Origin of the sequence: Curtobacterium sp. A7_M15 (assembly GCF_030705415.1) — a bacterium.
Taxonomy (GTDB): Bacteria; Actinomycetota; Actinomycetes; order Actinomycetales; family Microbacteriaceae; genus Curtobacterium.
The window spans coordinates 1-23143 of the sequence record NZ_JAUZED010000012.1; the positions used below are offsets into that span (position 1 = coordinate 1).

At 71.5% G+C, this 23143-nt stretch carries 22 protein-coding genes and 1 tRNA gene; 13 read left to right on the forward strand and 10 right to left on the reverse strand.

Annotation, left to right across the window (positions count from 1 at the left end):
• Positions 1-85: 85 nt before the first annotated feature.
• Positions 86-2068, reverse strand: a complete 1983-nt coding sequence (locus Q7F20_RS04030) for a family 43 glycosylhydrolase (protein ID WP_305738826.1) — start codon at positions 2066-2068, stop codon at positions 86-88.
• On the opposite strand from Q7F20_RS04030, the gene Q7F20_RS04035 reads away from it, so the two are divergent.
• Positions 2059-2661, forward strand: a complete 603-nt coding sequence (locus tag Q7F20_RS04035) for a dihydrofolate reductase family protein (RefSeq protein WP_305738827.1) — start codon at positions 2059-2061, stop codon at positions 2659-2661. The genes Q7F20_RS04030 and Q7F20_RS04035 overlap by 10 nt on opposite strands.
• Here the strand turns inward: Q7F20_RS04035 and Q7F20_RS04040 are convergent, their stop codons facing one another.
• From Q7F20_RS04040 to Q7F20_RS04050, 3 genes are all read right to left on the reverse strand, one after another.
• Positions 2662-3147 (reverse strand): hypothetical protein, encoded by a 486-nt coding sequence (locus Q7F20_RS04040; protein ID WP_305738828.1) that lies wholly within the window; start codon positions 3145-3147, stop codon positions 2662-2664.
• Positions 3148-3218: 71 nt separating this feature from the next.
• Positions 3219-4055, reverse strand: a complete 837-nt coding sequence (locus Q7F20_RS04045) for an ABC transporter permease (RefSeq protein WP_305738829.1) — start codon at positions 4053-4055, stop codon at positions 3219-3221.
• Positions 4052-4969 carry an ABC transporter ATP-binding protein gene (locus Q7F20_RS04050; RefSeq protein ID WP_305738830.1) on the reverse strand — a complete coding sequence of 306 codons (918 nt, stop codon included), beginning with the start codon at positions 4967-4969 and terminating at the stop codon, positions 4052-4054. Before Q7F20_RS04050 ends, Q7F20_RS04045 begins: the two co-directional genes overlap by 4 nt.
• 147 nt (positions 4970-5116) lie before the next feature.
• On the opposite strand from Q7F20_RS04050, the gene Q7F20_RS04055 reads away from it, so the two are divergent.
• From Q7F20_RS04055 to Q7F20_RS04070, 4 genes are all read left to right on the forward strand, one after another.
• A complete protein-coding gene (locus Q7F20_RS04055) occupies positions 5117-5659 on the forward strand; it encodes a helix-turn-helix domain-containing protein (protein WP_305738870.1) in 543 nt (180 codons plus the stop codon).
• 8 nt (positions 5660-5667) lie between these two features.
• Positions 5668-6879: an MFS transporter gene (locus Q7F20_RS04060; protein WP_305738831.1), complete on the forward strand. Its 1212-nt coding sequence runs from the start codon at positions 5668-5670 to the stop codon at positions 6877-6879.
• A gap of 27 nt (positions 6880-6906) precedes the next feature.
• Positions 6907-7317: an NAD(+)--rifampin ADP-ribosyltransferase gene (gene arr / locus Q7F20_RS04065; protein ID WP_305738832.1), complete on the forward strand. Its 411-nt coding sequence runs from the start codon at positions 6907-6909 to the stop codon at positions 7315-7317.
• A 70-nt stretch (positions 7318-7387) separates the two neighbouring features.
• Positions 7388-8080, forward strand: coding sequence for a DUF6766 family protein (locus tag Q7F20_RS04070; protein ID WP_305738833.1), 693 nt, complete (start codon positions 7388-7390; stop codon positions 8078-8080).
• A gap of 16 nt (positions 8081-8096) precedes the next feature.
• On the opposite strand, the gene Q7F20_RS04075 is transcribed toward Q7F20_RS04070, so the two are convergent.
• Positions 8097-8921, reverse strand: coding sequence for a helix-turn-helix domain-containing protein (locus Q7F20_RS04075; RefSeq protein WP_305738834.1), 825 nt, complete (start codon positions 8919-8921; stop codon positions 8097-8099).
• Between the two features lie 123 nt (positions 8922-9044).
• Here Q7F20_RS04075 and melA point away from each other — a divergent pair, with 123 nt between their 5' ends.
• The 4 genes from melA (at position 9045) to Q7F20_RS04095 (ending at position 13710) form a co-directional block, all read left to right on the forward strand.
• A complete protein-coding gene (gene melA, locus Q7F20_RS04080) occupies positions 9045-10469 on the forward strand; it encodes an alpha-galactosidase (protein WP_305738835.1) in 1425 nt (474 codons plus the stop codon).
• 127 nt (positions 10470-10596) lie between these two features.
• Positions 10597-11901, forward strand: coding sequence for an ABC transporter substrate-binding protein (locus tag Q7F20_RS04085; protein ID WP_305738836.1), 1305 nt, complete (start codon positions 10597-10599; stop codon positions 11899-11901).
• Positions 11885-12844 (forward strand): carbohydrate ABC transporter permease, encoded by a 960-nt coding sequence (locus tag Q7F20_RS04090; protein WP_305738837.1) that lies wholly within the window; start codon positions 11885-11887, stop codon positions 12842-12844. Before Q7F20_RS04085 ends, Q7F20_RS04090 begins: the two co-directional genes overlap by 17 nt.
• A complete protein-coding gene (locus Q7F20_RS04095; RefSeq protein ID WP_305738838.1) occupies positions 12844-13710 on the forward strand; it encodes a carbohydrate ABC transporter permease in 867 nt (288 codons plus the stop codon). Before Q7F20_RS04090 ends, Q7F20_RS04095 begins: the two co-directional genes overlap by 1 nt.
• Before the next feature lie 170 nt (positions 13711-13880).
• On the opposite strand, the gene Q7F20_RS04100 is transcribed toward Q7F20_RS04095, so the two are convergent.
• Both Q7F20_RS04100 and Q7F20_RS04105 read right to left on the reverse strand, forming a co-directional pair.
• Entirely contained in the window at positions 13881-14093 is a 213-nt protein-coding gene (locus Q7F20_RS04100) for a cold-shock protein (protein ID WP_305738839.1), read from the reverse strand.
• 14 nt (positions 14094-14107) lie between these two features.
• Positions 14108-15217 carry an acyl-CoA desaturase gene (locus Q7F20_RS04105; RefSeq protein ID WP_305738840.1) on the reverse strand — a complete coding sequence of 370 codons (1110 nt, stop codon included), beginning with the start codon at positions 15215-15217 and terminating at the stop codon, positions 14108-14110.
• Between the two features lie 158 nt (positions 15218-15375).
• Here Q7F20_RS04105 and Q7F20_RS04110 point away from each other — a divergent pair, with 158 nt between their 5' ends.
• Positions 15376-16398 (forward strand): LLM class flavin-dependent oxidoreductase, encoded by a 1023-nt coding sequence (locus tag Q7F20_RS04110; protein ID WP_305738841.1) that lies wholly within the window; start codon positions 15376-15378, stop codon positions 16396-16398.
• A gap of 87 nt (positions 16399-16485) precedes the next feature.
• Positions 16486-17613, forward strand: coding sequence for a hypothetical protein (locus tag Q7F20_RS04115; protein WP_305738842.1), 1128 nt, complete (start codon positions 16486-16488; stop codon positions 17611-17613).
• 139 nt (positions 17614-17752) lie between these two features.
• Here Q7F20_RS04115 and Q7F20_RS04120 read toward each other — a convergent pair.
• Positions 17753-17826 (reverse strand) — tRNA-Pro (locus Q7F20_RS04120).
• 190 nt (positions 17827-18016) lie between these two features.
• Between Q7F20_RS04120 and Q7F20_RS04125 the strand changes: the two genes are divergently transcribed.
• Positions 18017-19525 carry a hypothetical protein gene (locus Q7F20_RS04125; protein WP_305738843.1) on the forward strand — a complete coding sequence of 503 codons (1509 nt, stop codon included), beginning with the start codon at positions 18017-18019 and terminating at the stop codon, positions 19523-19525.
• A gap of 77 nt (positions 19526-19602) precedes the next feature.
• Entirely contained in the window at positions 19603-21741 is a 2139-nt protein-coding gene (locus tag Q7F20_RS04130; RefSeq protein ID WP_305738844.1) for an ATP-dependent DNA helicase RecQ, read from the forward strand.
• A 44-nt stretch (positions 21742-21785) separates the two neighbouring features.
• On the opposite strand, the gene Q7F20_RS04135 is transcribed toward Q7F20_RS04130, so the two are convergent.
• Positions 21786-22130 (reverse strand): hypothetical protein, encoded by a 345-nt coding sequence (locus tag Q7F20_RS04135; RefSeq protein ID WP_305738845.1) that lies wholly within the window; start codon positions 22128-22130, stop codon positions 21786-21788.
• A 113-nt stretch (positions 22131-22243) separates the two neighbouring features.
• The gene (locus tag Q7F20_RS04140; protein ID WP_305738846.1) at positions 22244-23113 is read right to left on the reverse strand and encodes an oxidoreductase; all 870 of its coding nucleotides are present in this window, start codon (positions 23111-23113) and stop codon (positions 22244-22246) included.
• Positions 23114-23143 lie beyond the last annotated feature (30 nt).

Below are 23143 nucleotides of genomic sequence, written 5' to 3' on the forward strand. Positions count from 1 at the left end.
GGGCGCGGGCGCGGGTCGCGGGTTGCGCCCCGGTGCGTCCGCGGGTCGCGGGCGCGGTGCATCGGCGGGCCGCGGGCGCGGTGCGTCAGTGCCGCGACGTCGCCACCGTGGCCACCCGCAGGTCGTCGAACGTGCTCGTGAAACCCGCACCGCCGAGCGAGATCAGGCCGATCCGCGGCTCGGTGCCGAGGTCCGCCGTCCACGTCCCGCCCCGCACGAAGTGCCGACCGTCGACGCTGGTGTACGCGGTGTAGCGGTGCTCACCGGCCACGAACCGGTGCACGATCCGCAGCGTCGTGGCGTCCCCGACCGGCCCGACGACCATGTTCCCGTATGTCGGCGCGCCGGCCGCCTGCCCGGAGACCTGCTTGCCGAACTCCGTCTGCCGGGTGTCGAAGATCGAGTTGGACGTCAGACGGACGTAGTCGCTGTCGCTCCCGTACACGATGAGGCCGCCCTGCACGTAGTTCACACCGTCGCCGGTCGCCGGGGTGTCGACGGCCACCGTGGTCTCGGCCACCCAGTCGCCCCGCGGAGCCGGTTCGGACAGCACCGATGCCAGCGGCGTCGACGGCGGGTGGATGTCGGCGTCCTGCGTCCGCCACCGGAAGGCGCCGCCCGCGACCGTCCACGTGGACGCGTCGGGCTCGCGGGTCCAGCGGAGTGTCGGCGGGAGCGTCGTCCCGTCGAAGTCGGTCGACAGCGCTCGGATCGTCCGACCGGGCACGTCGACCGGTGCTGCCGTGGCGCGGTACGTCGGCCGTTGCCCCGGCTGCGCCACCGGTCCCGGTTCGATGTCGTCCGAGGGGCCGGCGCCGCCACGGACGACGGGCCACCCGCGCACCCAGTCCAGCGGGTCGATGAGCACCGGGCGCTTCGTGTAGGTGCCCTGGCCGGCGTAGTACGGGTCGTCGCGGTCGACGGCGTGGTAGACGATCCAGTCCTGCCCGGCGAGGTCGGTGACGACGGTGTTGTGCCCGGTGCCGACCCAGCGGTTCCCGTTCTGGGCGAGCAGGGGCGTCCCGCCCACCCGGGTGCTCGTGATCCGCACACCGTCCCGGTCGGTGAAGGGTCCGAGCGGGCTGCGCGACCGGGCGACGAACACGCCGTAGCCGGTCAGGGCGCCGTTGCAGCAGTTCGTGGCGGACCCCATGAAGTACCACCAACCGTCGTGCCGCATCAGGTACGTGCCCTCGTACCGGTTGTCGATCGCGATCTCTCGCTCGGTCGACGGGATCGACCGCAGCCCGTCGGCGGTCAGCCGACGGACGTTCACCCCGCCGAAGTAGCTGCCGAAGTACAGGTAGGTGCTGCCGTGGTCGGTGATGACCTCCGGGTCGAACTCCCACCGCTGCCCACTGCCGTTCGGCGCGGCCTGCGGTGCCACGACGGGACCGCCGGAGTCCGTCCACGGTCCGGTCGGGCTCGGGCTCGTGGCGACGCCGACGGCCGATCCGCCACCGGTCGGTGCCGTGCCGCTCGGCGTGTCCGAGGCCGCGTAGTAGAGGTACCAGGTCCCCGGCCGGCCGTGCGTCCCGGCGCGGTACACGACGTCCGGCGCCCAGATGCCGTTCGCGTCACCCACCCAGGCAGGCTTCGTCGGGAAGGCGTCGTCGACGTAGGTCCAGTGGGTCAGGTCGGTGGACCGGTAGGTCGGGACCCCGTGCTGCACGAGCGACCCGTCGGGGTTCTGCTCCGTCTCCGTCAGCGCGTCGGTCGTGCAGTAGAGGTACCAGTTCCGGTCGCGGCCCACCCCGCGGGCGACGGTCGGGTCGGCGCAGCTCGCGGCGGTCTGCCCGTCCGGCAGTGCGAGCGTCATCGGGTTCCGGTGCGTGGGCGCGGTGCTGCCCCGTGCGGACGTCGTCGCCGCGGCCTCGGCGGATCCGCCGCCGACACCGGCCTGGAGGAACGTGGTCGCGAGCCCCGCGACCGTCGCGATGGCGAGTGCTGCTCGGAGTGATCGGCGCACGGTGGACCTGCTCTCGTCGTCGAGGAGCGTGCGGACGAGGGCGAGCGTACGCTCGGCGCCACCGGCCCGTCCGACGAAGGAGTCGCGAGATGTCCGCACGGTTCGTCTACTGGATCAACGCCTCGCTCGACGGCTTCGTCGAGGCCGAGGCCGGAGAGCACAGCGGCGTCGAGGGACCGGAGTGGCTCCGCATCGACGAGACCGTGCACCGCGAGTTCAACCGCCGCGCTCGGGCGATGACGCTGTCGGTCGAGGGTCGCATCGTCCACGACATGATGGACCCGTTCTGGCCCGACGCCCGCACCGACGAGTCCCTGCCCGCGTACATGCGCGAGTACGGCGAGATCTGGACCGAGCAGCCGAAGATCCTGGTCTCCCGCTCGCGGACCGCGGCCGACCACAACACGCGGATCATCGGCCGCGACGAGGACGCGATCGACGAGCTCGCCCGCATCCGCGACGAGTCCGAAGGCGACGTCGGTGTCGGCGGCCCGAGCATCGCGACGCAGCTGCTCGACGCCGGACTCCTCGACGAGCTGATGGTGTTCACGCACCCCGCCGTCCTCGGCCGGGGCCGTCCGCTGTTCGACCCGCCGGCCTCCGGCGCCCGAGGGCCGCTGCTGCTCGACCTGGTGGAGCAGCAGCGCTGGGACACCGGCGTGACGCTGCACCGGTACGAGCTCCGGCGCTGATCAGCCCCGGGACGTCGCCGCCCCGACGATGACCAGCCGCCACGCACTCGGCCGGTCGCTGTCGAAGCCGTTGAACGCGACCGAGTCGACGTCCGTGCTCGCGAGGTCGGTGAGCCGGATCGGGTGCGGGCTGTCCCGGCAGTCCACCGGGTCGACGGTGGAGCTGCCCGACCCGCGCCGCGACTCGATCCGGACGATTCCCTGCATCTGCCCGTTGCCGTAGCACGAGAGTTCGAGGTGGTCGACGGTCTGCGAGGCCGGGAACCGCAGGGTCACGCCGGGTCCGACCTCGGACGGGTCCTGCCGCCCGGGTCCGATGTCCGCGGTCAGCACGCCGAGGACGTCCGGCTCGGTCTCGGTCGCCGCTTCCTGGGCGCTCCGCCAGTCGGCGAGCGCCCCCTCGTCGACCGTCGGCGTCGTCGTGCAGCCGGCCAGCAGCAGCAGGGCGGCGAGCGCCGGGACGACGAGGTGGGTGTGGCGGGTCACGGTACGAGCCTACGGACGGGAGGCGCGGTGCCGGCTGGCGGCGCCCACCTCCCGTCCGGTGGATGGTGGCGTCAGACGTCGCGTCGGCGCGCCACCGAGAGGGCGAGCGCGCCGACCACGACCACCTCGGCAGCGAGGACGCCGAAGCCACCCCAGCCGTTCAGGACGATGCCGTCCTGTGGTGCGCCGCCGGCGTCGCCGGCCGAGTAGGTGTACAGCTGCGCCCCGGCCTGGTCGGGCAGGAACTTCGTCACGTCGAGGAGCCACTGCGCCTGGAGCACGTTCGCGATGAGCGAGAGCACGATCGGGAGGACGAGCAGGAGCCCGAGGGTGATGGCGATCCCACCGGCGCTCGACCGGACGAGGAGTCCGATGCCGTAGGCGAGCAGGGCGAGGAGCGTGACGTACACCGAGGCGCCGAGGAGTGGCAGGAAGACCGCCGGGTCGGCGAGGTCGGCGTTCACGCCCTTGCCCGCCTGCAGGGCCGCCGAGGCGAACACCCCGATCCAGATCGACACCGCGCTGACGACGAAGGTGGTGACCGCGAGGACGGAGGCCTTCGCGAGGATCACGCCCGTCCGACGGGGGTCGGCGGTGAACGTCGAGCGGACCTGGCCGGTGCCGTACTCCCCCGTGATGATGAGCACGCCGAGCACCGCGACGACGAGGGCCGTCAGGGACACGCTCGCGGTGTTGATCGTGACGAGGGTGCCGTTCGCCGAGTCCTGGCCCACCGGCGTCCCGACGTCGAGGGCGTTGCCGATGAGGACGGCCATCGCGATCGTGACCACGACGAGGATCGCGAGGCACCAGATCGTGGAGCGGATGCTGCGGAGCTTGATCCACTCGCTGCGGACGAGCCGGCCGAAGCCGAGCCCGACCGTGGGCGGCAGGGTCGTGGCGGTCATCGGGTGCCCTCCGATCGGTACTCGACGTCGTCGCGGGTGAGCGCCATGTAGGCCTCCTCGAGGCTGGCTCCCACCGGGGTGAGCTCGTGCAGCGGGACGCCGACCTGTGCGGCGATGTTCCCGACCGTGGTGGCGTCCGGGCCGACGACCATGAAGGTGCCGTCCTCGCGCGGGGTGACCGAGGCGTTCGGTCCGATCGCCTGGAACAGCTGGTCGGGGGCCGGGGTCCGGACGACCACGCGGCTGCCGCCGTTCGCACCGCCCGCGGCGACGAACTCCTGGATGGGTGCGTCGGCGAGCACGCGACCGCGGCCGAGGACGACGACGCGGTCGGCGGTCTGGGCCATCTCGCTCATCAGGTGGCTGGAGAGGAACACGGTGCGGCCGTCGGCGGCCATGCGTCGGGCGAGCTGGCGGACCCAGAGCACGCCGTCGGGGTCGAGGCCGTTGACCGGCTCGTCGAGGATGAGGGTCTTGGGGTCGCCGAGCAGTGCCGCGGCGATGCCGAGTCGCTGCCCCATGCCGAGCGAGAACCCGCCGACGCGCTTCTTGGCGACGGAGTCCAGGCCGGTCATGTCGATGACCTCGTGCACGCGGGACTTCGGGATCCCGTGGGTCGCCGCGAGCGAGAGCAGGTGGTTGTAGGCGCTCCGCCCCTGGTGGACGGCCTTGGCCTCGAGCAGCGCCCCGACCTGCCGGAGCGGGTCGCGGAAGGTCGTGTACGGCTGCCCGTTCACGGTCGCCCGCCCCGCCGTGGGGCGGTCGAGCCCCATGATCATGCGCATCGTGGTGGACTTCCCGGCGCCGTTCGGCCCGAGGAAGCCGGTCACGCTGCCCGGCCGCACGACGAACGAGACGTCGTCGACGGCGGTCTTCGGACCGTACTGTTTGGTGAGGTGCTCGACTTCGATCACGGCGGCCACGCTACGGGGACCTGGGAGTCGGCCGCGTCCACCCTGAGGGGGAGATGGGGTGGACCGCTCGGGGGACCTCCCGCGACACGGCGTCCCGACGACCGACCCCCAAAGAGGCGTTTGACGGTCGTGCCCGAGCCGACCACGATGGCGTGCGTGTCGACCATCGAGAACCTCCGCGCCACCGCGCACCCCGTCCGGCTGCGCCTGCTGTCGCTCGTCACGGGCGCCGCGATGAGCGCCGCCGAGGCCGGACGGGAGCTCGGCGTGTCCCAGGCCGCCGCGAGCTACCACCTCCGGGTGCTGGAACGCGCCGGGCTCGTGCGGGTCGTCGAGACCGTGCGGCTGCGGGGCGGCGACGCGAAGCGGTACCGGCACGAGTCGTCCGGGCGGCGGTTCCGGTTGGACGCCGCCGACGGTCCCGCTCCGGAGCCGGTCCCCGCCGAGGACCAGCGCGTGTACGTCGAGGCCCTGGTCCAGGAGCTCCTCCGCCGCACCGACGACCGCACCACCGGTCCGTCGACGTCCACGGACGCCGAGCTCTGGGTCGCGCCGGAGACCTGGCGCCGCGTGGTGCAGCACGTCGGGGACGCCGCGGCGCTCCTGCACGCCGCGGCCCGACCACCACGGACCGCCGGGACGGTGCCGGTCTCGATGACGGTCTCGATGTTCCCGATGCGGCGGCCGTGAGGACGCCCGTGATCACCGGTCCGCTCCGCCACGCCCCGTTCCGGTGGCTCGTCACCGCGCGCACGGTCAGCATCGTCGGGAACGCGGTCGCCCCCATCGCCCTGGCCTTCGCGGTCCTCGACCTGACCGGCTCCCCCGTCGACCTCGGCCTCGTGGTCGCCGCCCGCTCGGTGGCGAACGTCGCCGTGCTGCTCTTCGGCGGTGTGCTGGCGGACCGGGTGCCCCGTGACCTCCTGCTCGTCGTCACGGCACTGGCGGCAGCGGCCACCCAGGCGACCATCGCCGCGCTCGTCCTGACCGGCACCGCCACCGTCGCGCTGCTCGTGGTGCTGAGCATCCTGAACGGCGCGGTCGCGGCGGTGAGCCTGCCGACGACCGCCGCCATGGTGCCCGAGACCGTCCCGGCGACCGAACTCCGTCCCGCGAACGCGGTGATCCGCCTCGCCCTGAACGGCGGCACCGTCGTCGGGGCGTCGGCGGGCGCAGCGGTGGTCGCCGTCGTCGGTGCCGGGTGGGGGCTGGCGATCGACGCAGCGGGGTTCGCGCTCGCCGCACTCCTCTTCGCCCGGATCCGGCTCCCGAGACCCGTCCGGGACACAGACGCGGCGCCGACCTCGGTGCTCGCCGACCTCCGGGACGGCTGGGCGGAGTTCACCCGTCGCCGGTGGGTGTGGACCGTGGTGGCGCAGTTCACGGTGCTCAACGCCGCGTTCGTGGGAGCGACGACCGTGCTCGGCCCCGTCGTCGCCGACGAGTCGTTCGGTCGGGCCGCCTGGGGGCTCGTGGTGTCCGCCCAGACGGTCGGACTCGCGGTCGGGGCCGTCGTGGCGCTGCGGTGGCGACCCCGGCGAGCGCTGGGCATCGGCGTCGCGACGATGGCCGTGACGGCGCTGCCGGCAGCGGCACTCGGACTCGTGCCGACCCTCCCCGTGCTCCTCGTCGCGTTCCTGCTCGGCGGCATCGCCCTCGAATTGTTCTCCATCGCGTGGGACCACGCGCTGCAGACGAACGTGCCGCGGGAGCTGCTCTCGCGGGTGTACTCGTACGACATGGTCGGGTCGTTCGTCGCGGTGCCGCTCGGTGAGGCGCTCGTCGGGCCGCTCGCCGGAGCCGTCGGCACCCCGGCGACCCTCGTCGGGTGCGCGGTGGTGATCGTGCTGGCCACCGCGGTCGCGGCGTCGACCCGGAGCGTCCGAGGAGTCGAGGTCGCCACCGCCTGACGCGGCGCCGAGCGCTACCCTGACGCCGTGAGCGATGCGCTGGACGACGGGCCGTTCTTCCACGGCACCAAGGCGGACCTGCGGGTGGGCGACCTGCTGACCTCCGGGTTCCGGTCGAACTACCGGCCCGAGGTCGTGATGAACCACGTCTACTTCACCGCACTCCGCGACGGAGCGGGGCTCGCGGCCGAACTCGCGGCGGGCGACGGACTCCCCCGCGTGTACGAGGTCGAGCCGACGGGTTCGTTCGAGGCCGACCCGAACGTGACCGACAAGAAGTTCCCCGGCAACCCGACGCGCTCGTACCGCAGCGCGGCGCCCCTCCGGATCACCGGTGAGGTCACGGACTGGCCGAGGCTGACGCCCGAGGCGCTGCAGGCGTGGCGGGACCGTCTGGCCGTCCTGCGGTCGGACGAGCGCGGCGAGATCATCAACTGACCGGGCTCCGGGGATCCCATCACTAGCGTGGCGGCACTGCGTTCGTCGTCGAGTGGAGGGTGGGTGCCCGATGGGTGTGTCCCCGCGCGCACGTCCGGCCGAGTGGTCGTGGCTCCGGCGGAACGGGCTGTTCGTCGCGAACGCCACGGTCTTCCTGTGCTGCTTCGTCGGCATGGTGTTGGCCGGGTGGCGCGTCGCCGACCACGACGCGGTCCTGCACGGGCAGGCCGCCGAGTCGCTGTGGGGGTTCCTGAGCAGCGGCGACTTCGCCGAGGCCACCTTCGAGAACTGGGAGAGCGAGTTCCTGCAGATGGGGTCGTACGTCGTGCTGACGGTCTTCCTCTTCCAGAAGGGCTCGAGCGAGTCGAAGCCGCTCGACGAGGACGCCCCGCAGGACGTCGATCCGCGCGACCGAGCGAGGGAGTCGCACGTGCCGGGGCCCGTCCGTCGCGGGGGCGTCGCGCTCGTCCTGTACGAGAACTCGTTGCTCCTGCTCTTCGCGGTCCTCTTCGCAGGCAGTGTCGTCGGGCACGTCATCGGCGGCGCAGCCGCGTACAACCAAGAGCAGCTCGAGCACGGGGGAACCGTCGTGACCGCGTGGCAGTACCTCGGCACGAGCCAGTTCTGGTTCGAGTCGATGCAGAACTGGCAGTCGGAGTTCCTCGTCATCACCGTGATGGTCGTCGCGACGGTGTGGCTCCGGCAGCGCGGGTCGAGTCAGTCGAAGCCGGTCGCGGCGCCGCACACCGAGACCGGCGGCTGAGCGCGAGCCGCGGTCGTCAGCGCGACCGGGCCCGGTACTCCCCCGGCGGACCGCCGCAGGCCCGGGCGAAGTGCGCGTAGAAGCTCGACTGCGATCCGAACCCCGCCGCGTGCGCGATCTCCGACGTCGTCATCGAGGTCGTCGCCAGCAGCCGCTGCGCCTCGGCGACCCGGCACCGGGTGAGGTACTCGAGGATGGTGGTTCCGACGTCCTGGCGGAACACTGACATTGCGTAGTGCGGGTGCAGGTGCGCCGCCGCGGCCACGTCGGCCACCTCGATCGGCTCGCGGAACCGGTCGACCACGAACCGCACCATGTCGATCACCCGGTGCATGGCGTCCGCGGTGCCGTGCCCGCCGTCCGTGCGGAGGTCGACGGCGTCCCGGTGGTGTCGCAGCAGCCGCCGGACGAGCGCCTGGGCCTCGAGGTTCGCGATGGTCTCGGCGCCCTCGTCCGCGAAGTCGCGCTGCCACGACCCGAGCATCGACTCGACGTCACGCCCCGCGGCCTCGGTGGGCACGACGACCGGGCGGTTGAGCAGCATCGCCCCGAGGTCGTGGTCGGGCAGTCCCCAGGCGAGCACCTCGGCGAGCGGGATGTGCACCCAGCGGAACTCTCCCGTACCCGTCCCGTCGCCGACGAGCTGGTGCGGCGTCCATCCCCAGAAGAGCGCGATCTCGCCCGCGTGGACACTGACCGGAGCACCGCCGAAGCGGTAGTCGAGGTGCCCGTCGAGCACGAGGTTGATCTCGAGGTCGTCGTGCCGGTGCGACGACGCCATGAGCGGCGCCGGGCCGCGGTGGCTCCAGTACGCCGCTTCCATCGTCTCCACGTTGAGCACGCCACGAGCCTACGACGGCGACCTCGGCACGGACAGGCCGAGCCCGGGCCGATCCGAGGATCCTGGAAGCCCGCCGTCCGAAGCCGGAGGCTCGCACCCGCCACCGCTTCCTAGCGTCGAACCATGACCAAGATCACCATCATCGGCGCCGGCGGCTTCGTCTTCCCCTTCCGCCTCATCGGCGACCTCGTCTCCTTCCCAGCGCTGCAGGGCGCGACGCTGCACCTCATGGACCTCGACGCGGGCAGGGTCGCCCGTACCGCGAACGCCGCCCGCGAGCTCGTCGCCCACCACGGCCTCGGCACCGAGGTCCTCGAGACCACCGACCGTCGCGAAGCCCTCGCCGGCGCGGACGTCGTCATCATCACGTTCCAGGTCGGTGGCGTCGAGTCGTACAAGTGGGACGTCGAGATCCCGCGGAAGTACGGCATCGACCAGGCGGTCGGCGACACCGTCGGCCCGGGCGGCGTCTTCCGGTTCCTGCGGTCCGTGCGCGCCTACGAGGACATCGCCCGCGACGCGCTCGAACTCTGCCCGGACGCCCAGTTCATCAACTACGCGAACCCGATGGCGATGGCCACCGCGTTCCTCAACGCGAAGGGCCTGCGCACCGTCGGCCTCTGCCACAGCGTGCAGGGCACCACGCGCATGCTGGCCCGGACCCTCGGCGTGCCGTACGACGAGGTCGAGTACGTCAGCGCCGGCATCAACCACCAGGCCTGGATCCTGGAGTTCAAGCGGCGGAACGGCGAGGACCTGTACCCGCGCCTCCGCGAGGTCATGACCGCGAAGCACCGACGCGGCATCGCGGCGGCGGACCTGCACGACGACGACGGCGACCACAGCGAGGCCGCTGCGGCTGCCAGCAACTACGAGGGCGGCAACGAGCAGGTCCGCACGCAGCTGATGCGGTCGTTCGGGTACTTCGAGACGGAGTCCAGCCACCACGCGAGCGAGTACGTGCCGTACTTCCGCAAGGACCCGGAGACGGTGCTCGAGTACATCCCGGAGCGCTGGGACTACTACGAGATCTGCCTCGCCCACGACGAGCAGGGCGACGTCGACCAGCAGCTCGAGAAGCTCAAGGCCGACCTCTCCCCGTCGGTCGAGTACGGCGCGAGCATCGTCAACGCGATCGTCACGGGCGTCCCCGCGGTGGTCTACGGCAACGTCCCGAACCGTACCAGCGTGATCGCGAACCTGCCGTCGGACGCCTGCGTCGAGGTCGCCTGCCTTGCCGACGGCAACGGGGTCACCCCGATCTCGTTCGGCGAACTCCCCCCGCAGCTCGCGGCGATCAACCGGACGAACACGAACGTGCAGACGCTGGCCGTCCGCGCGGCGCTGACCGGCAGCGTCGAGCACGTCCACCACGCGGTCGCGCTCGACCCCCTCACCGCGGCGCACCTCACGCTCGACCGGATCGCCGACATGACCGACGAGCTGCTGCACGCGCACGCCGCGCTGCTCCCGGAGTCGCTGCGTCCGGCGACCGCGGAACCGGCTGAGCAGGGTGCCGTCCAGGAGGCGCGACCCGCCCTCGTCTGACCGCCCCGTCCGCCGGCGGGGCCGGGTCCACCGCGCGACCCGGCCCCGTCACGGACGCACCCGGACCCCGGGACGTGCACCGCGCCTCCCCGACCACCACGGCACCACGACCTCGAAGGAGAGGACCATGCCGACCCGACCACCCACCCAGCTCGCCCGACGCGGGTTCCTCGCGCTCGCCGGCATCTCGATGGCCGGCGCACTCGCCGCCTGTGCCGGCCAGGGCACCGCCGCCCGAGGCGGCACGAAGCACATCCGACTCTCGACCTGGAACATCCCGACCGACATCACGAGCTACCAGCAGATCGCCGACGAGTTCGTCGCGGCGCACCCCGGCACCAGCGTCGCCGTCGAGGTCACCACCGGTCAGTTCCACCAGTGGTTCATCACCCGGCTCGCCGCCGACCTCGCACCCGACGTCATCCGGATCACCCCGCAGCAGATCGGCCGGTACGCCGCGAACGGCAGCCTCGTCGACATCTCCGGATCGATCCCGGAGGACTACCAGCAGGACTACAGCGAGCCCTTCTGGGCGATCGGTGCCCGCGACGACGGCGTGTACGGCGTCTTCCAGCACACCGACAACTTCATCACCTACTACAACCGCGAGGTCATGGAGCAGATCGGGGTGGCGCCGCCCACCGCGCTCGCGGACGCCTGGACCTGGGACGAGTTCCTCGACGTCGCGAAGGAGGTCAAGCAGGTCACCGGCAAGTACGCGTTCGGGTACGGCTGGTCCGCGCCGGAGACCGCCTACCGCTGGCTGCCGTTCGTGTACCAGAACGGGGGCGCGTTCCTCGGCGAGGACGGCGCCACCCCCTCCATGGACACCCCGGAGGCGATCGACGCCCTGGCGTTCGGCCGCACGTGGTACGCCGACGGCCTCGCCACCACCGGCAACCTGTCGAAGAGCGGCGGCGGGGACGTCTCGCGCAACCTGTTCCTGACGGGGCAGATCGGCATGATGCTCAACAATCCCGAGTCCATCGTGCAGCTCGACACGGACATGCGGGACAACTGGGGCACGGCGCCGATGATCCGGAACGCCGGCGAGGCGAGCGACCTCGGCGGGAACGCCCTCGCCGTCACGAAGTCGAGCAAGCACCCGGAACTCGCGGCCGAACTCGTCGCGATGATCACCTCGCGGTCGAAGATGCAGCAGTTCTGCCACGACGGCAACTGGCTGCCGGCGCGCGAGTCCCTCGACGCGGCGGACATCGGGTACGCGTCCAACTCGGACACCATGCAGCGGTTCATCGACCAGGGGTCGACCATCCCGCTGTCGATGGTGAAGGCCGAGAGCGGGCAGTACTTCTCGTCGCTCAACGCGGTGTTCGCCGACTACCTCGACCTGTGCCTGCTCGGGCAGCTCAGTCCGAAGGAGGCCTCGAGCCAGATGATGGAGGCGATGCGCAGTGTCACTGCGAACTGAGACCGCGCCGGTCCGGACCACGGCGTCGACGGCCCCGCCCACCGGAGGGCTCCCGGCCGGCGGTGCCGTGCGACGACGTCACGGGCGGGTCGTCCCCTGGGTGTTCGTCGGCCCCGCCGCACTGCTGTTCCTCGGCTTCTCGCTCATCCCCATCGTCACCGCGATCGCCCTGAGCTTCCAGGACTCGAGCACCTCGCTCGGTGACGGCACCTGGGTCGGCGGGAAGAACTTCGTCGACATGGGCTCCGACCCGCTCATCGGGACGGCGCTGCGGAACACGCTCGTCTTCACGATCGGGACCGTCCCGACCGCGATGGCGATCGGGCTCGCCCTCGCCGTCGCGCTGAACCGATCGCTGCCCGGACGTTCGGTCTTCCGAGCGTTGTTCTTCGTGCCGATGGTCGCCGCCGGTGTCGTGGTCGGCGTCATCATGTCGTGGATCTTCAACGGCGACTACGGGGTCGTGAACAACCTGCTCGAGGCACTCGGACTCGGCCGCGTGCCCTGGCTGACCGCGCCCGGCTGGGCGATGGCGACCCTCGTGATCGTCGTCGTGTGGACCCGGATCGGCTTCTGCATGGTGATCTACCTCGGTGCGCTGCAGTCCGTGCCCGCAGAACTGAAGGAGGCCGCGGCGATCGACGGTGCCTCACGCTGGGTCCGCTTCCGGACCATCACGTGGCCGCTCCTGCGTCCGACGACGTCGATCCTCCTCATCCTCAACGTGGTGTTCTCGCTGCAGGCGTTCGACGTCATCTACGTGATGACCGGCGGTGGCCCCGGCTTCTCGACCACGGTGCTCATCCAGTACGTGTTCCGGTCCGCGTTCATCGACGCGCGCATGGGGTACGCCGCGGCGCTCGGGCTGGTGCTCGTCGCGATCCTGCTCGTGTTCACGTTGCTCCGGCAGCGGGCCAACAAGAAGGCCGAGGAGATGCTCTGATGGCAGTACTCACGACGTCCCAACCGCGCCCGGTCCGTGCCCGACGCCCACGTCCGGGCCGCTGGGTGCTCGTCGCCGGGCTCACCGCGCTGGCGATCCTCATGGTGTTCCCGCTGTACTGGATGGTCGTCTCCGCGCTCACCCCCGGGGGCCAGTCGCAGAGCGGCACGTTCTCACTCTTCCCGACCCGGCCCACCTTCGAGAACTACACGCAGGTGTTCAGCACGCAGCCGGTCTGGCGGTGGCTCGGGAACTCCGCGCTCATCACCAGTGTGGGCACCGCGCTGAGCGTCGTCGTGTCGCTGATGGCCGGGTACGCCCTGGCGAAGTTCCGCTTCGTCGGGCGGGGGCTGCTCTACTCGGCGTTCCTCGTCACGATCATGATCCCGATCCAGGTGACCCTGGTGCCGAGCTTCCTGGTCGTCGCGAAGATCGGGCTGGTCGACTCCCCCTGGGCCGTCATCCTGCCGACGGTGTTCGACGTGGTCGGGATCTTCATCGCCCGGCAGTTCATGCTCGGGGTGCCGGACGCCCTGATGGAGGCCGCGCGGCTCGATGGCGCTGGTGAATTCCAGACCTTCTTCCGGGTCGTGCTGCCGACCTGCGGTCCCCTCGTCGGGGTGCTCGTGATCCTCGGGTTCATGACCCGGTGGAACGACTTCCTGTGGCCGCTCGTCGTGCTGCAGGGCAACGAGAACCTCACGGTGCCGGTGGCCCTGTCGACGCTGACGAACAACCCGGCGTTCAGTTCGCCGTGGGGTGCCGTGATGGCGATCGCGACCGTGACGGTGCTCCCGCTGCTCGTGGTGTTCCTGGCATTCCAGCGGCAGTTCGTGCAGGGCATCGCCTCGACGGGGATCAAGTAGGCCGCTGGCGCGCTCGGGCGGACCGAGCGGGGTCGCGTGAACCTGGTCGACCGGGAGGGCGAGGGCGAGGTCTTCGGACGGATCGTCCTGCGGCCCTGATACGGACCGACCGACGGACGGGACGCGCGGGGCCCGCTGGCACCGCGCCTCCCGTCCGTCAGCCGGTGACGTCAGCCGCGGATCACGGAGATCTCGTCGGCCTGCTGACCCTTCTTGCCGGGGCCGACCACGTACCGGACGTGGTCGGTGTCCTCGAGCGAGCGCAGGCCCGTCGTCACGACGATGCTGGAGAAGTGGGCGAACAGGTCGTCCGACCCGTCGTCCGGGGTGATGAAGCCGAACCCCTTGTTGTTGTCGAACCACTTGACGGTTCCGGTGGGCATCAGTGCTACCCCTCTCAGTGGATGCGCAGTTGCGCGACCATCGGGCAGGCGAACGGGTCACGGGCGGCGAGCCCGACCCGGTTGAGGTACCGGACGACGATGCCGTAGGAGCGCAGCAGGGTGGTCTCGGTGTAGGGCACGTCGAGCGTGTCGCAGTGGTCGCGGACGAGCAGGCGGGCCTGCTTCAGCGCCGGACGCGGCATCGACGGGAACAGGTGGTGCTCCACCTGGTAGTTCAGCCCGCCCATGAGGAACGACACCCACCAGCCACCGCGGACGTTGCGGGAGGTGAGGACCTGGCGGGAGAAGAAGTCGACCTTCGCATCGTGCGCGATGGTCGGCATGCCCTTGTGGTTCGGCGCGAACGAGGCGCCCATCATCACGCCGAAGACGGCGAGCTGGACGCCGAGGAACGCGCAGGCCATGCCGAAGGGCAGGAACCAGAACACAGCGGTCAGGTAGATGCCGAAGCGGGCGACGAGCAGGCCGGCCTCGAGGAAGCGGTGCTTCACGTCGGCCTTCGTGCCGTTGCCGGTGACGATGCTCATCACCGCGTAGCGGTGCAGGTTCAGGCCCTCGAGCGTGAGCAGGGGGAGGAACAGCCAGCCCTGGAAGCGCAGGAACGTCGTCATGAGCGGACCCCTCGCCGACGCGGCGTCCTCCGGCAGGAAGCGGATGCCGTCAGGCGCGATGTCCGGGTCCTTGCCGACGGTGTTCGGGTTGCCGTGGTGGCGGGTGTGCTTGTTCATCCACCACGAGTAGCTGAGGCCGACCATGAAGGTGCCGAGCCAGCGGCCGGCGTGGTCGTTCCACTTCTGCGAGGCGAAGACCTGGCGGTGCGCGGCCTCGTGCGAGAGGAACGCGAACTGCGTGAAGAGGACGCCGAGGGCCCCGGCGACGATGAGCTGGAACCACGAGTCGCCGAGGAAGGCGAACGCGACCCAGGCGAGGGCCATGGTGCCGACGAGACTGCCGAACAGCGACCAGTAGAAGCCGGTGCGGCGGCGGAGGAGGCCGTTGTCCTTCACCCGTGCCAACAGCGCGGAGTAGGTCGAGGTGCCCTTGCGGGGACCGGTGGCGGGACGAGTGCGGGTGTAGCCCGGAGCGAGCGGAGTGGTGGTCATGAGGACCGACCTTCCGTTACGGATCGGTCCTTCAACCAATGCGAGTAAGTTCACGCGTTTGCGCTTGGCGCGACACTAAGGGCCGAACATGCGTGTTCGCCCTGCCGATGCGCAATCCGACGGTTCGTGTTCGTCGGATCGTCTGCCACGATCGACGCATGCCTCTCGACGGACACCCCCTCGAACGCCTCGGCTTCCTCACCATCGGGTCGTTCGACCCCGCGCGGCCGGGACTCGGGCACGAGGAGACGCTGCGGGTCATCGAGCGCGCCGAGGAACTCGGCTTCGACAGCGCGTGGCTGCGGCACCGGCACCTGCAGCACGGCATCTCCTCCCCCGTCGCGCTGATGGCCGCCGCCTCGCAGCGGACCTCGCGGATCGCGCTCGGCACGGCCGTCACGCCGATCGGCGCCGAGAACCCGTTCCGTCTCGCCGAGGACCTGGCGACGGTCGACGTGCTCCTCGACGGTCGCCTCAACCCCGGCTTCTCGTCGGGCACCCCGATGAACTACGACCTCTACCGGGAGGCGCTGTACCCGGACACCGCCGAGCAGGAGGACTTCAGCGAGGCCCGGCTCCTGCGCTTCCGCGACCTCGTCCGGGGCGATCCGGTCGTCGACGTCGCCGAGCGTCGCGGCATCGAGGAGTTCGCCACGACGGTCCAGCCGCACAGCCAGGGTCTCGCCGACCGGCTCTGGTACGGCACGGGCAGCACCAGGTCCGCCGTGTGGGCCGCGCAGAACGGCTTCCACCTGCTGACCTCGAGCGTGACGCGGAGTGAGAACGGCACGGACTTCGCGGCGAACCAGCGGGCCCAGGTCGAGGCCTACCTCGATGCGCACCCGTCCCCGAGCACCGCCCGCGTCTCGCAGGGCCTCGTGGTCATCCCGACCGACACCGCGACACCGTCACAGGAGGCCCGGTACCGCACCTACGTCGAAAGCCGTTCCGGTCGCGTCGGCGTGCCGATGGGGCCGGGGAAGCTGCTCTTCGCCGCCGACCTGGTCGGGACGTCGGCCGAGATCGCCGATCGACTCCGAGCGGACGCGGGCTACCAGGTGGCGACGGAGGTCGCGTTCGCGCTGCCGTTCTCGTTCGAGGCGGAGGACTACGCGCAGATCGTCACGGACATTGCCGAGCGGCTCGGGCCGGAGCTGGGGTGGGCGCCGGCCGGGCGCTGACGCGGTCGCTCGCGCCGGGTGGTCGCGTCCGGAGGGTCCTCGGCGCGGCGGGCGGGGTCCTGCCCGGTCCGACGCCATCCTGACCTCGTGGGGAACAACACTCGACCGTGGGTCCAGAACCGCGGGCTCGGTCGTCTGCTGACGCAGGAGACGACCGTGTCCGACATCATCCAGCTCCTGAGCGACCGGGACTCGTCACCGTGGGAAGGCGTCGTCGGCTTCGTCCCGGACGACGTCACGCGCGAGGCATCGAAGTCGAACCGGGCAGACCTGCTACTCAGCGCCGGCCAGCGGCGGGCGGTCATCGAGGTGAAGCTCGGACACATCATGAGTGCCGAGCAGCAGGGGAAGTACGAGTCGCTGCAGCCCCGCCCCGACCTGTACCTCGCGGCCCTCGACGCCGACCGGCACCGCGTGGGCGCCGACGTACCTCGCTGGACCTTCATCAGCCTCGCCGACCTGCTCGCGCGGTGGTCGGAGGCCGAGGACCCGCTCGCCCGATCGCTCGCGGTCGAGGCGGCGGCGGCAGTCAGCACCTGGGATCGATCGATCTCGGGAGTGTTCGCGGCCCGGGGAGCAGCCGACCGGTTACCGATCCGGGTGCTCGACCAGAAGTTCCTCGCGCGTGTCGCCACGAGACGGATCGCCGAGGACCTCCGGTCCCGAGGTCGCTACGCAGGAGACGGTGTGACCGCCGGCGGTGGGATCCCGCTCGTCGTGGGGTGGACACCGATCCGTGGCGAAGGGAAGGACCGGACCTTCATGGCCGAGGTCCGGTGGTGGGAGACGAAGTCGGGCGGAGAACTCCGGTTCGGTGTGGACTTCGACCCCCGGCCCGGCGAGAAGGAGGACGAAGAGGTGCGCCGTGCGGCGTACGACCTCGCCACCAGCATGGCCGACTCGCTCGATGCTGCGAGCATCCGAGCGCACTTCGACGCCCATCGCCCGGAGTTGGCATCACTCCTGAGCCGAACCCGGTCCAGCCGTCCGAAGCCGCGAGGCGAGTGGGAGCCGGTCATCGTGCACGGCTTCGCCGGGGTCCCCTTGGCCGACGGGAAGCGGAACAACCGGAACAGGACGAGGCCTGCCTTCTACGGGGACGGGACACTCCGGTTCCAGGCGATCGCAGAGATCGACTTCGCCGAGGCGTCGGCGGCGGACCTCACGGATCTGCTCGACGGCACCCTCAGCTACCTCGCTGCGCGGCAGCCGTAGGGCTCTTCGGTGGCGCCGCGGAACGAGCGGAGATCAGCTGCCCAGCGCGGCGGGGGCAGGTGGCGCGCAGGCCCTTCGATAAGAGCACGGCACCAACACCGAAGCCCCGGCGGAACAGCGTTCCACCGGGGCTTCTCGGTCGGGCTGACAGGATTTGAACCTGCGACCCCTTGACCCCCAGTCAAGTGCGCTACCAAGCTGCGCCACAGCCCGCGAGCCCCGAGGGACCCACGTCGCCCGCGTCCGACCGGAGCGCGGAGCAACCCGACCAGCATAGCGGACGCCGGCCCCCTCCGACGCCACGACGGATCGTCCCGCGCGCGTCGCCCCGGCACGGCGTCCGCCCAGCACGACACCCGTCGGATTCCCAGGGTCCCCGCCGCCCGGCTCGTAGGGTGGCCCGATGCGTTCCGGTCCCGCCTCCCGTGTCCTCCTCGCACTCGCAGCAACGGGTCTGCTGCTCGGAGCGGCGGGGTGCACCGGGGCCCAGTCCGGGCCGACCCGCGCGACCCTGGCGAAGGCGACGGCACAGACCGTGTCGGTCGCTGCGGAGTCCGACGCGGCCGAACGATCGGTCCGCACGAGCCGCGCGTTGTTCGCGTCCGCACCCGGCGCCGTGATCGCGCCCGCCGACGACGCCGACGCCGTGCGGTCCGCGGCGAGCGCCGCCGAGGCAGCGCACGTCCCGGTCCTGCTCACCGAGCAGGACGAGTCGCAGGGCAAGGGTGGCTCACAGCAGAAGGGCGAGTCGCCCGCCGCGCGCGAGCTCGAGCGCCTCGGCGCCCGCTGGTACCAGGCCGAGGGCACGGTCACCATCGACACCGACGTCCCGGAGCAGCACGCGCCGGACGGAGGGGACGCGCCGGAGCCGAGCAGCGCCTCCAGGCAGGCCACCGTCGTCGTGGCGGACGCGAGCGCCGACGCCGCAGCCGTGGCGACCGCGAAGGCGGCGGGTGCCCGTGTCGTGACGATGCCGGACGGTGTGACGGATCCCTCGGCCGCCCCCGACGTCGTGACGGCGCTGCACGAGCGACGCGACCACCCGACGGTGCTGGTCGGGGCGGCGTTCGCCGATTTGCAGGACCCGGAGTGGACCGTCCGTGCCGCCGAGAACGGGTGGCAGCTGCCCGACGGCGGACAGCGGCCGTTCGATGGGCACCGCTACGTGGCGCTCTACGGCGCGCCGGGAGCACCCGCGCTCGGTGTCCTCGGTGAGCAGGACCCGGTGGCGACGGTCCAGCGTGCGAAGTCCGTCGCAGCGTCGTACAAGGGGCTCGGCGGCGTACCGATCACCCCCGCGATGGAGGTCATCGCGACCGTCGCCGCCGGGGACGCCGGCGCGGACGGGGACTACTCGACCGAGCTGCCCGTGTCGACGCTCGAGCCCTACGTCGATGCCGCGCACGACGCCGGGATGCCCGTGATCCTCGACCTCCAGCCGGGGCGCGCGGACTTCCTCTCACAGGCGAAGCGGTACGAGTCGCTGCTGTCGGAGCCGGGCGTTTGGCTCGCACTCGACCCGGAGTGGCGGCTCGGTCACGACCAGGTTCCGCTGCGGCAGATCGGCAGCGTGAAGGCGTCCGAGGTGAACGAGGTGTCCTCGTGGCTCGCCGATCTGGTCCGATCGAAGGGGCTGCCCCCGAAGGCGTTCGTTCTCCACCAGTTCCGGCTGTCGATGATCCAGGACCGCGCGTCGCTCGAGCAGCACCCGGAGCTCGACATGCTCGTGCACGTCGACGGGCAGGGGTCGCAACCGGACAAGCAGGCGACGTGGAAGGCGCTGCACGTCGGTGCGCCCGCGGGCATCCACTGGGGCTGGAAGAACTTCTACGATGAGGACCAGCCGATGCTGACGCCGCAGCAGACGATGGCGGACGTGTCGCCGACACCGTCGCTGATCACGTACCAGTAGCGGGTCCCGTGGGCGAGTTCTCCACAGCCGGGAGGCGCGGGTCGGGTTTCGTCGGTCGGTGCTGACAGCATGGGGTCATGTCTGTAGCCCCACCGCCTGCTCCGCCGTCCCCCGCGATCGCTACGGAGGCGCAGGAGGCGCTCGCTGCGCTCACGGGGCGCCCCGACGCCGTGTTCCACCCGGGGCAGCTCGAGGCCATCTCGGCACTCGTCGAGCACCGGCAGCGAGCCCTCGTGGTGCAGCGCACGGGGTGGGGGAAGTCCGCGGTGTACTTCCTCGCGACGCTGCTGCTCCGGCGACGCGGGGGCGGCCCGACCGTGCTCGTGTCGCCGCTGCTCGCACTCATGCGCGACCAGGTCGCCGCCGCTGCACGGGCCGGAGTGCGGGCGGTGTCGATCAACTCCGCGAACGCGCACGAGTGGGGTGAGACGCAGGCGGCGCTCGCGCGGGACGAGGTGGACGTCCTGCTCGTCTCCCCCGAACGGCTCAACAACCCCAGGTTCCGCGACGAACAGCTGCCGACGCTCATCGCCCGCATGGGCATGCTCGTGGTGGACGAGGCGCACTGCATCTCCGACTGGGGCCACGACTTCCGGCCGGACTACCGCCGGTTGGCCGAGCTCATCCGGTCGCTCCCCCACGGTGTGCCCGTGCTCGCCACCACCGCCACGGCGAACGAACGCGTGGTCGAGGACGTCGCCGAGCAGCTGACGGCCGGCCCCGACGACCCGGTGTTCACGATCCGCGGGTCCCTGGCGCGGGCCTCGCTGCGGCTCGGCGTGCTGTCGCTCCCCGACGCACGGCAGCGGCTCGGCTGGTTGCTCGCGCACCTCGGCGACCTGCCGGGCAGCGGCATCATCTACACGCTCACCGTCTCCGCGGCCGAGGACATCGCCCGGCTCCTGCGTGACAACGGGTACGCCGTGCGCGCCTACACGGGTCGCACCGACACCGAGGAACGCGAGCAGCTCGAGCAACAGCTCAAGGGCAACGAGCTGAAGGCGCTGGTCGCCACGAGTGCGCTCGGCATGGGGTTCGACAAGCCCGACCTCGGGTTCGTCGTGCACGTCGGGGCGCCGTCCTCCCCGGTGGCGTACTACCAGCAGATCGGTCGCGCGGGCCGCGCCACCGACAACGCCGACGTCCTGCTGCTTCCCGGGCGCGAGGACCAGGAGATCTGGCAGTACTTCGCCAGCGCCTCGATGCCGACCGAGTCCCGGGCCTCTGCGGTGCTGAACGCGCTGTCCCGCGACTCGGCGATGTCGACCGTCGCCCTCGAGGGACTGGTCGACATCAAGCGCTCCACCCTCGAACTCCTGCTCAAGGTGCTCGACGTCGACGGCGCCGTCCAGCGTGTCGCCGGGGGTTGGGTCGCGACCGGGCAACCGTGGGAGTACGACGCGCCTCGCTACGAGCGGGTCGCGGCTGCTCGCGCTGCCGAGGCGGCGTCGATGCTCGACTACGAGTCCACGGCGCAGTGCCGGATGCAGCTCCTGCAGCAGGACCTCGACGACCCGTCCGCCGAGCCGTGCGGTCGCTGCGACAACTGTGCCGGTGCCTGGTTCCCGACGTCGGTGTCGTCGTCGGACGCTTCCGGAGCCGCAGCGGCGCTCGACAAGGTCGGTGTCGAGATCGCCCCGCGCGCCCAGTGGCCGTCGGGGATGTCGTCGCTCGGTGTCCCCGTGCGCGGCAAGATCGGCCCCGACGAGCTCGTCCAGCCCGGTCGCGCGGTCGCCCGTCTGACCGACCTCGGGTGGGGCGGCCCCCTCCGAGCGCTCTTCGCGCCAGGAGTGCCCGACGCGCCGGTCTCGCGGGAGCTCGTCGACGGCTGCGTCCGCGCGCTCAAGGACTGGCCGTGGGAGACCCGTCCGACCGGGGTCGTCGCGATGTCGTCGCGGTCCCGGCCGGAGCTCGTCGGGTCCCTGGCGCAGGCGCTGTCCTCGATCGGGCGGTTGCAGTTCCTCGGGACGCTCGGCCGGAACGGTGGGACGCCGCGCGGGGACGGTGCCACGAACAGCGCCTACCGACTGTCCGGGGTGTGGGACACGTTCGTGGTCGATCCCGCGCTCGCAGCGGCGCTGCAGGCGCACGAGGGGCCGGTGTTGCTCGTGGACGACCTGGTCGACAGCCGGTGGACGATGACCGTGGCCGGGCGCGAACTCAGGAGGGCGGGAGCGTCGGCCGTGTTGCCGTTCGCGCTGGCCACGGTCGCCTGACCACTCCGGCTCAGCCGTCCGGGTTGCTCAGCCGTTCGGGTTGCTCAGCCGTTCGGGTTGCGCAGGCCGTCGGCGACCCACTGCAGGAAGACGACGACTGCGGCGTCGGCCAGGAGCGTTCCGCCGGCCACGAACAAGCCCGCGGCCGCGAGGACGACCACGGCCGGGCGCGGCCCGGGCACCCGGAACAGGGCGACCACGGTCGCGAGGAGCGCGACGAGCGCGACGATCCCCGTCACCACCCACCACGGCGACAGTCCCTCGGTGAGCACGTTCGCCAGGCCGTACGCGTGCGCGGCGCCGGCGATCAGCGCGACGGCCCCGGGCACGGCGAGCCACCAGCTGCTCGCCCAGCCGGTCGGCTGGGCGCCGGTCGATCGTGCGGACATGTCGGACCTCCCCCGTGGACGCGTCGTCGGGCGCCGCCCCCAGCCGTCATCGTCGCACACGGGAGGCGCGGTGCGGGCTCGCACCGCGCCTCCCGTCCGCACCGACCCGCGTTTCAGGCGCCGATCGCGTCCAGCTCGGCCACCGCGTCGGCCGGCAGGGTGAAGCCCGCCGAGGCGACGTTGTCGCGCAGGTGCGCCACCGAGGAGGTCCCCGGGATGAGGAGCATGTTCGGCGAGCGCTGGAGCAGCCACGACAGCGCCACGGTCAGCCGTGACACCCCGAGCCGATCGGCGACGGCGTCGAGCGCTCCGGACTGCAGCGGCGAGAAGCCGCCGAGCGGGAAGTACGGCACGTAGGCGATGCCCTGCGCGGCCGTGCTGTCGACCATCGCGTCGTCCTCACGGCGGGCGATGTTGTAGAAGTTCTGCACGCAGACGACGGGGGCGATCGACTGCGCCTCGGCGAGCTGCTCCGCGTTCACGGTGGACAGGCCGAGGTGCTTGATGAGCCCCTGCTGCTGGAGTTCGGCGAGCGCTTCGAACTGCGGTGCGAGGCTGCCCGGCTCCGGGGCGTCGAAGCCGCCGACGCGGAGGTTCACCACGTCGAGCTGGTCGAGCCCCAGGTGCCGCAGGTTGTCGTGCACCTGCTCGACGAGCTCGTGCGGCTCGCGGGCGTGCGGCCAGCCGCCGTCCGCGTCCCGTCGGGCACCGACCTTCGTCACGATGTGGAGGTCGTCGGCGTAGGGGTGGAGGGCCTCGCGGATGACCTCGTTGGTGACGTGCGGGCCGTAGAAATCGGCCGTGTCGATGTGGGTGATCCCGAGCTCGACGACGGTCCGGAGGACGCGGATCGCCTCGTCGCGGTCGGTGGGCGGCCCGAAGACGCCGGGGCCCGCGAGCTGCATGGCGCCGTACCCGACGCGGGTGAGGTCGAGGTCGTCGGCGAGGCGGAAGGAACCGCCGGGGAGTGTGGTGTCGGTCATGTCCTCCACGATGCTCCGGGTCCGCGGGGA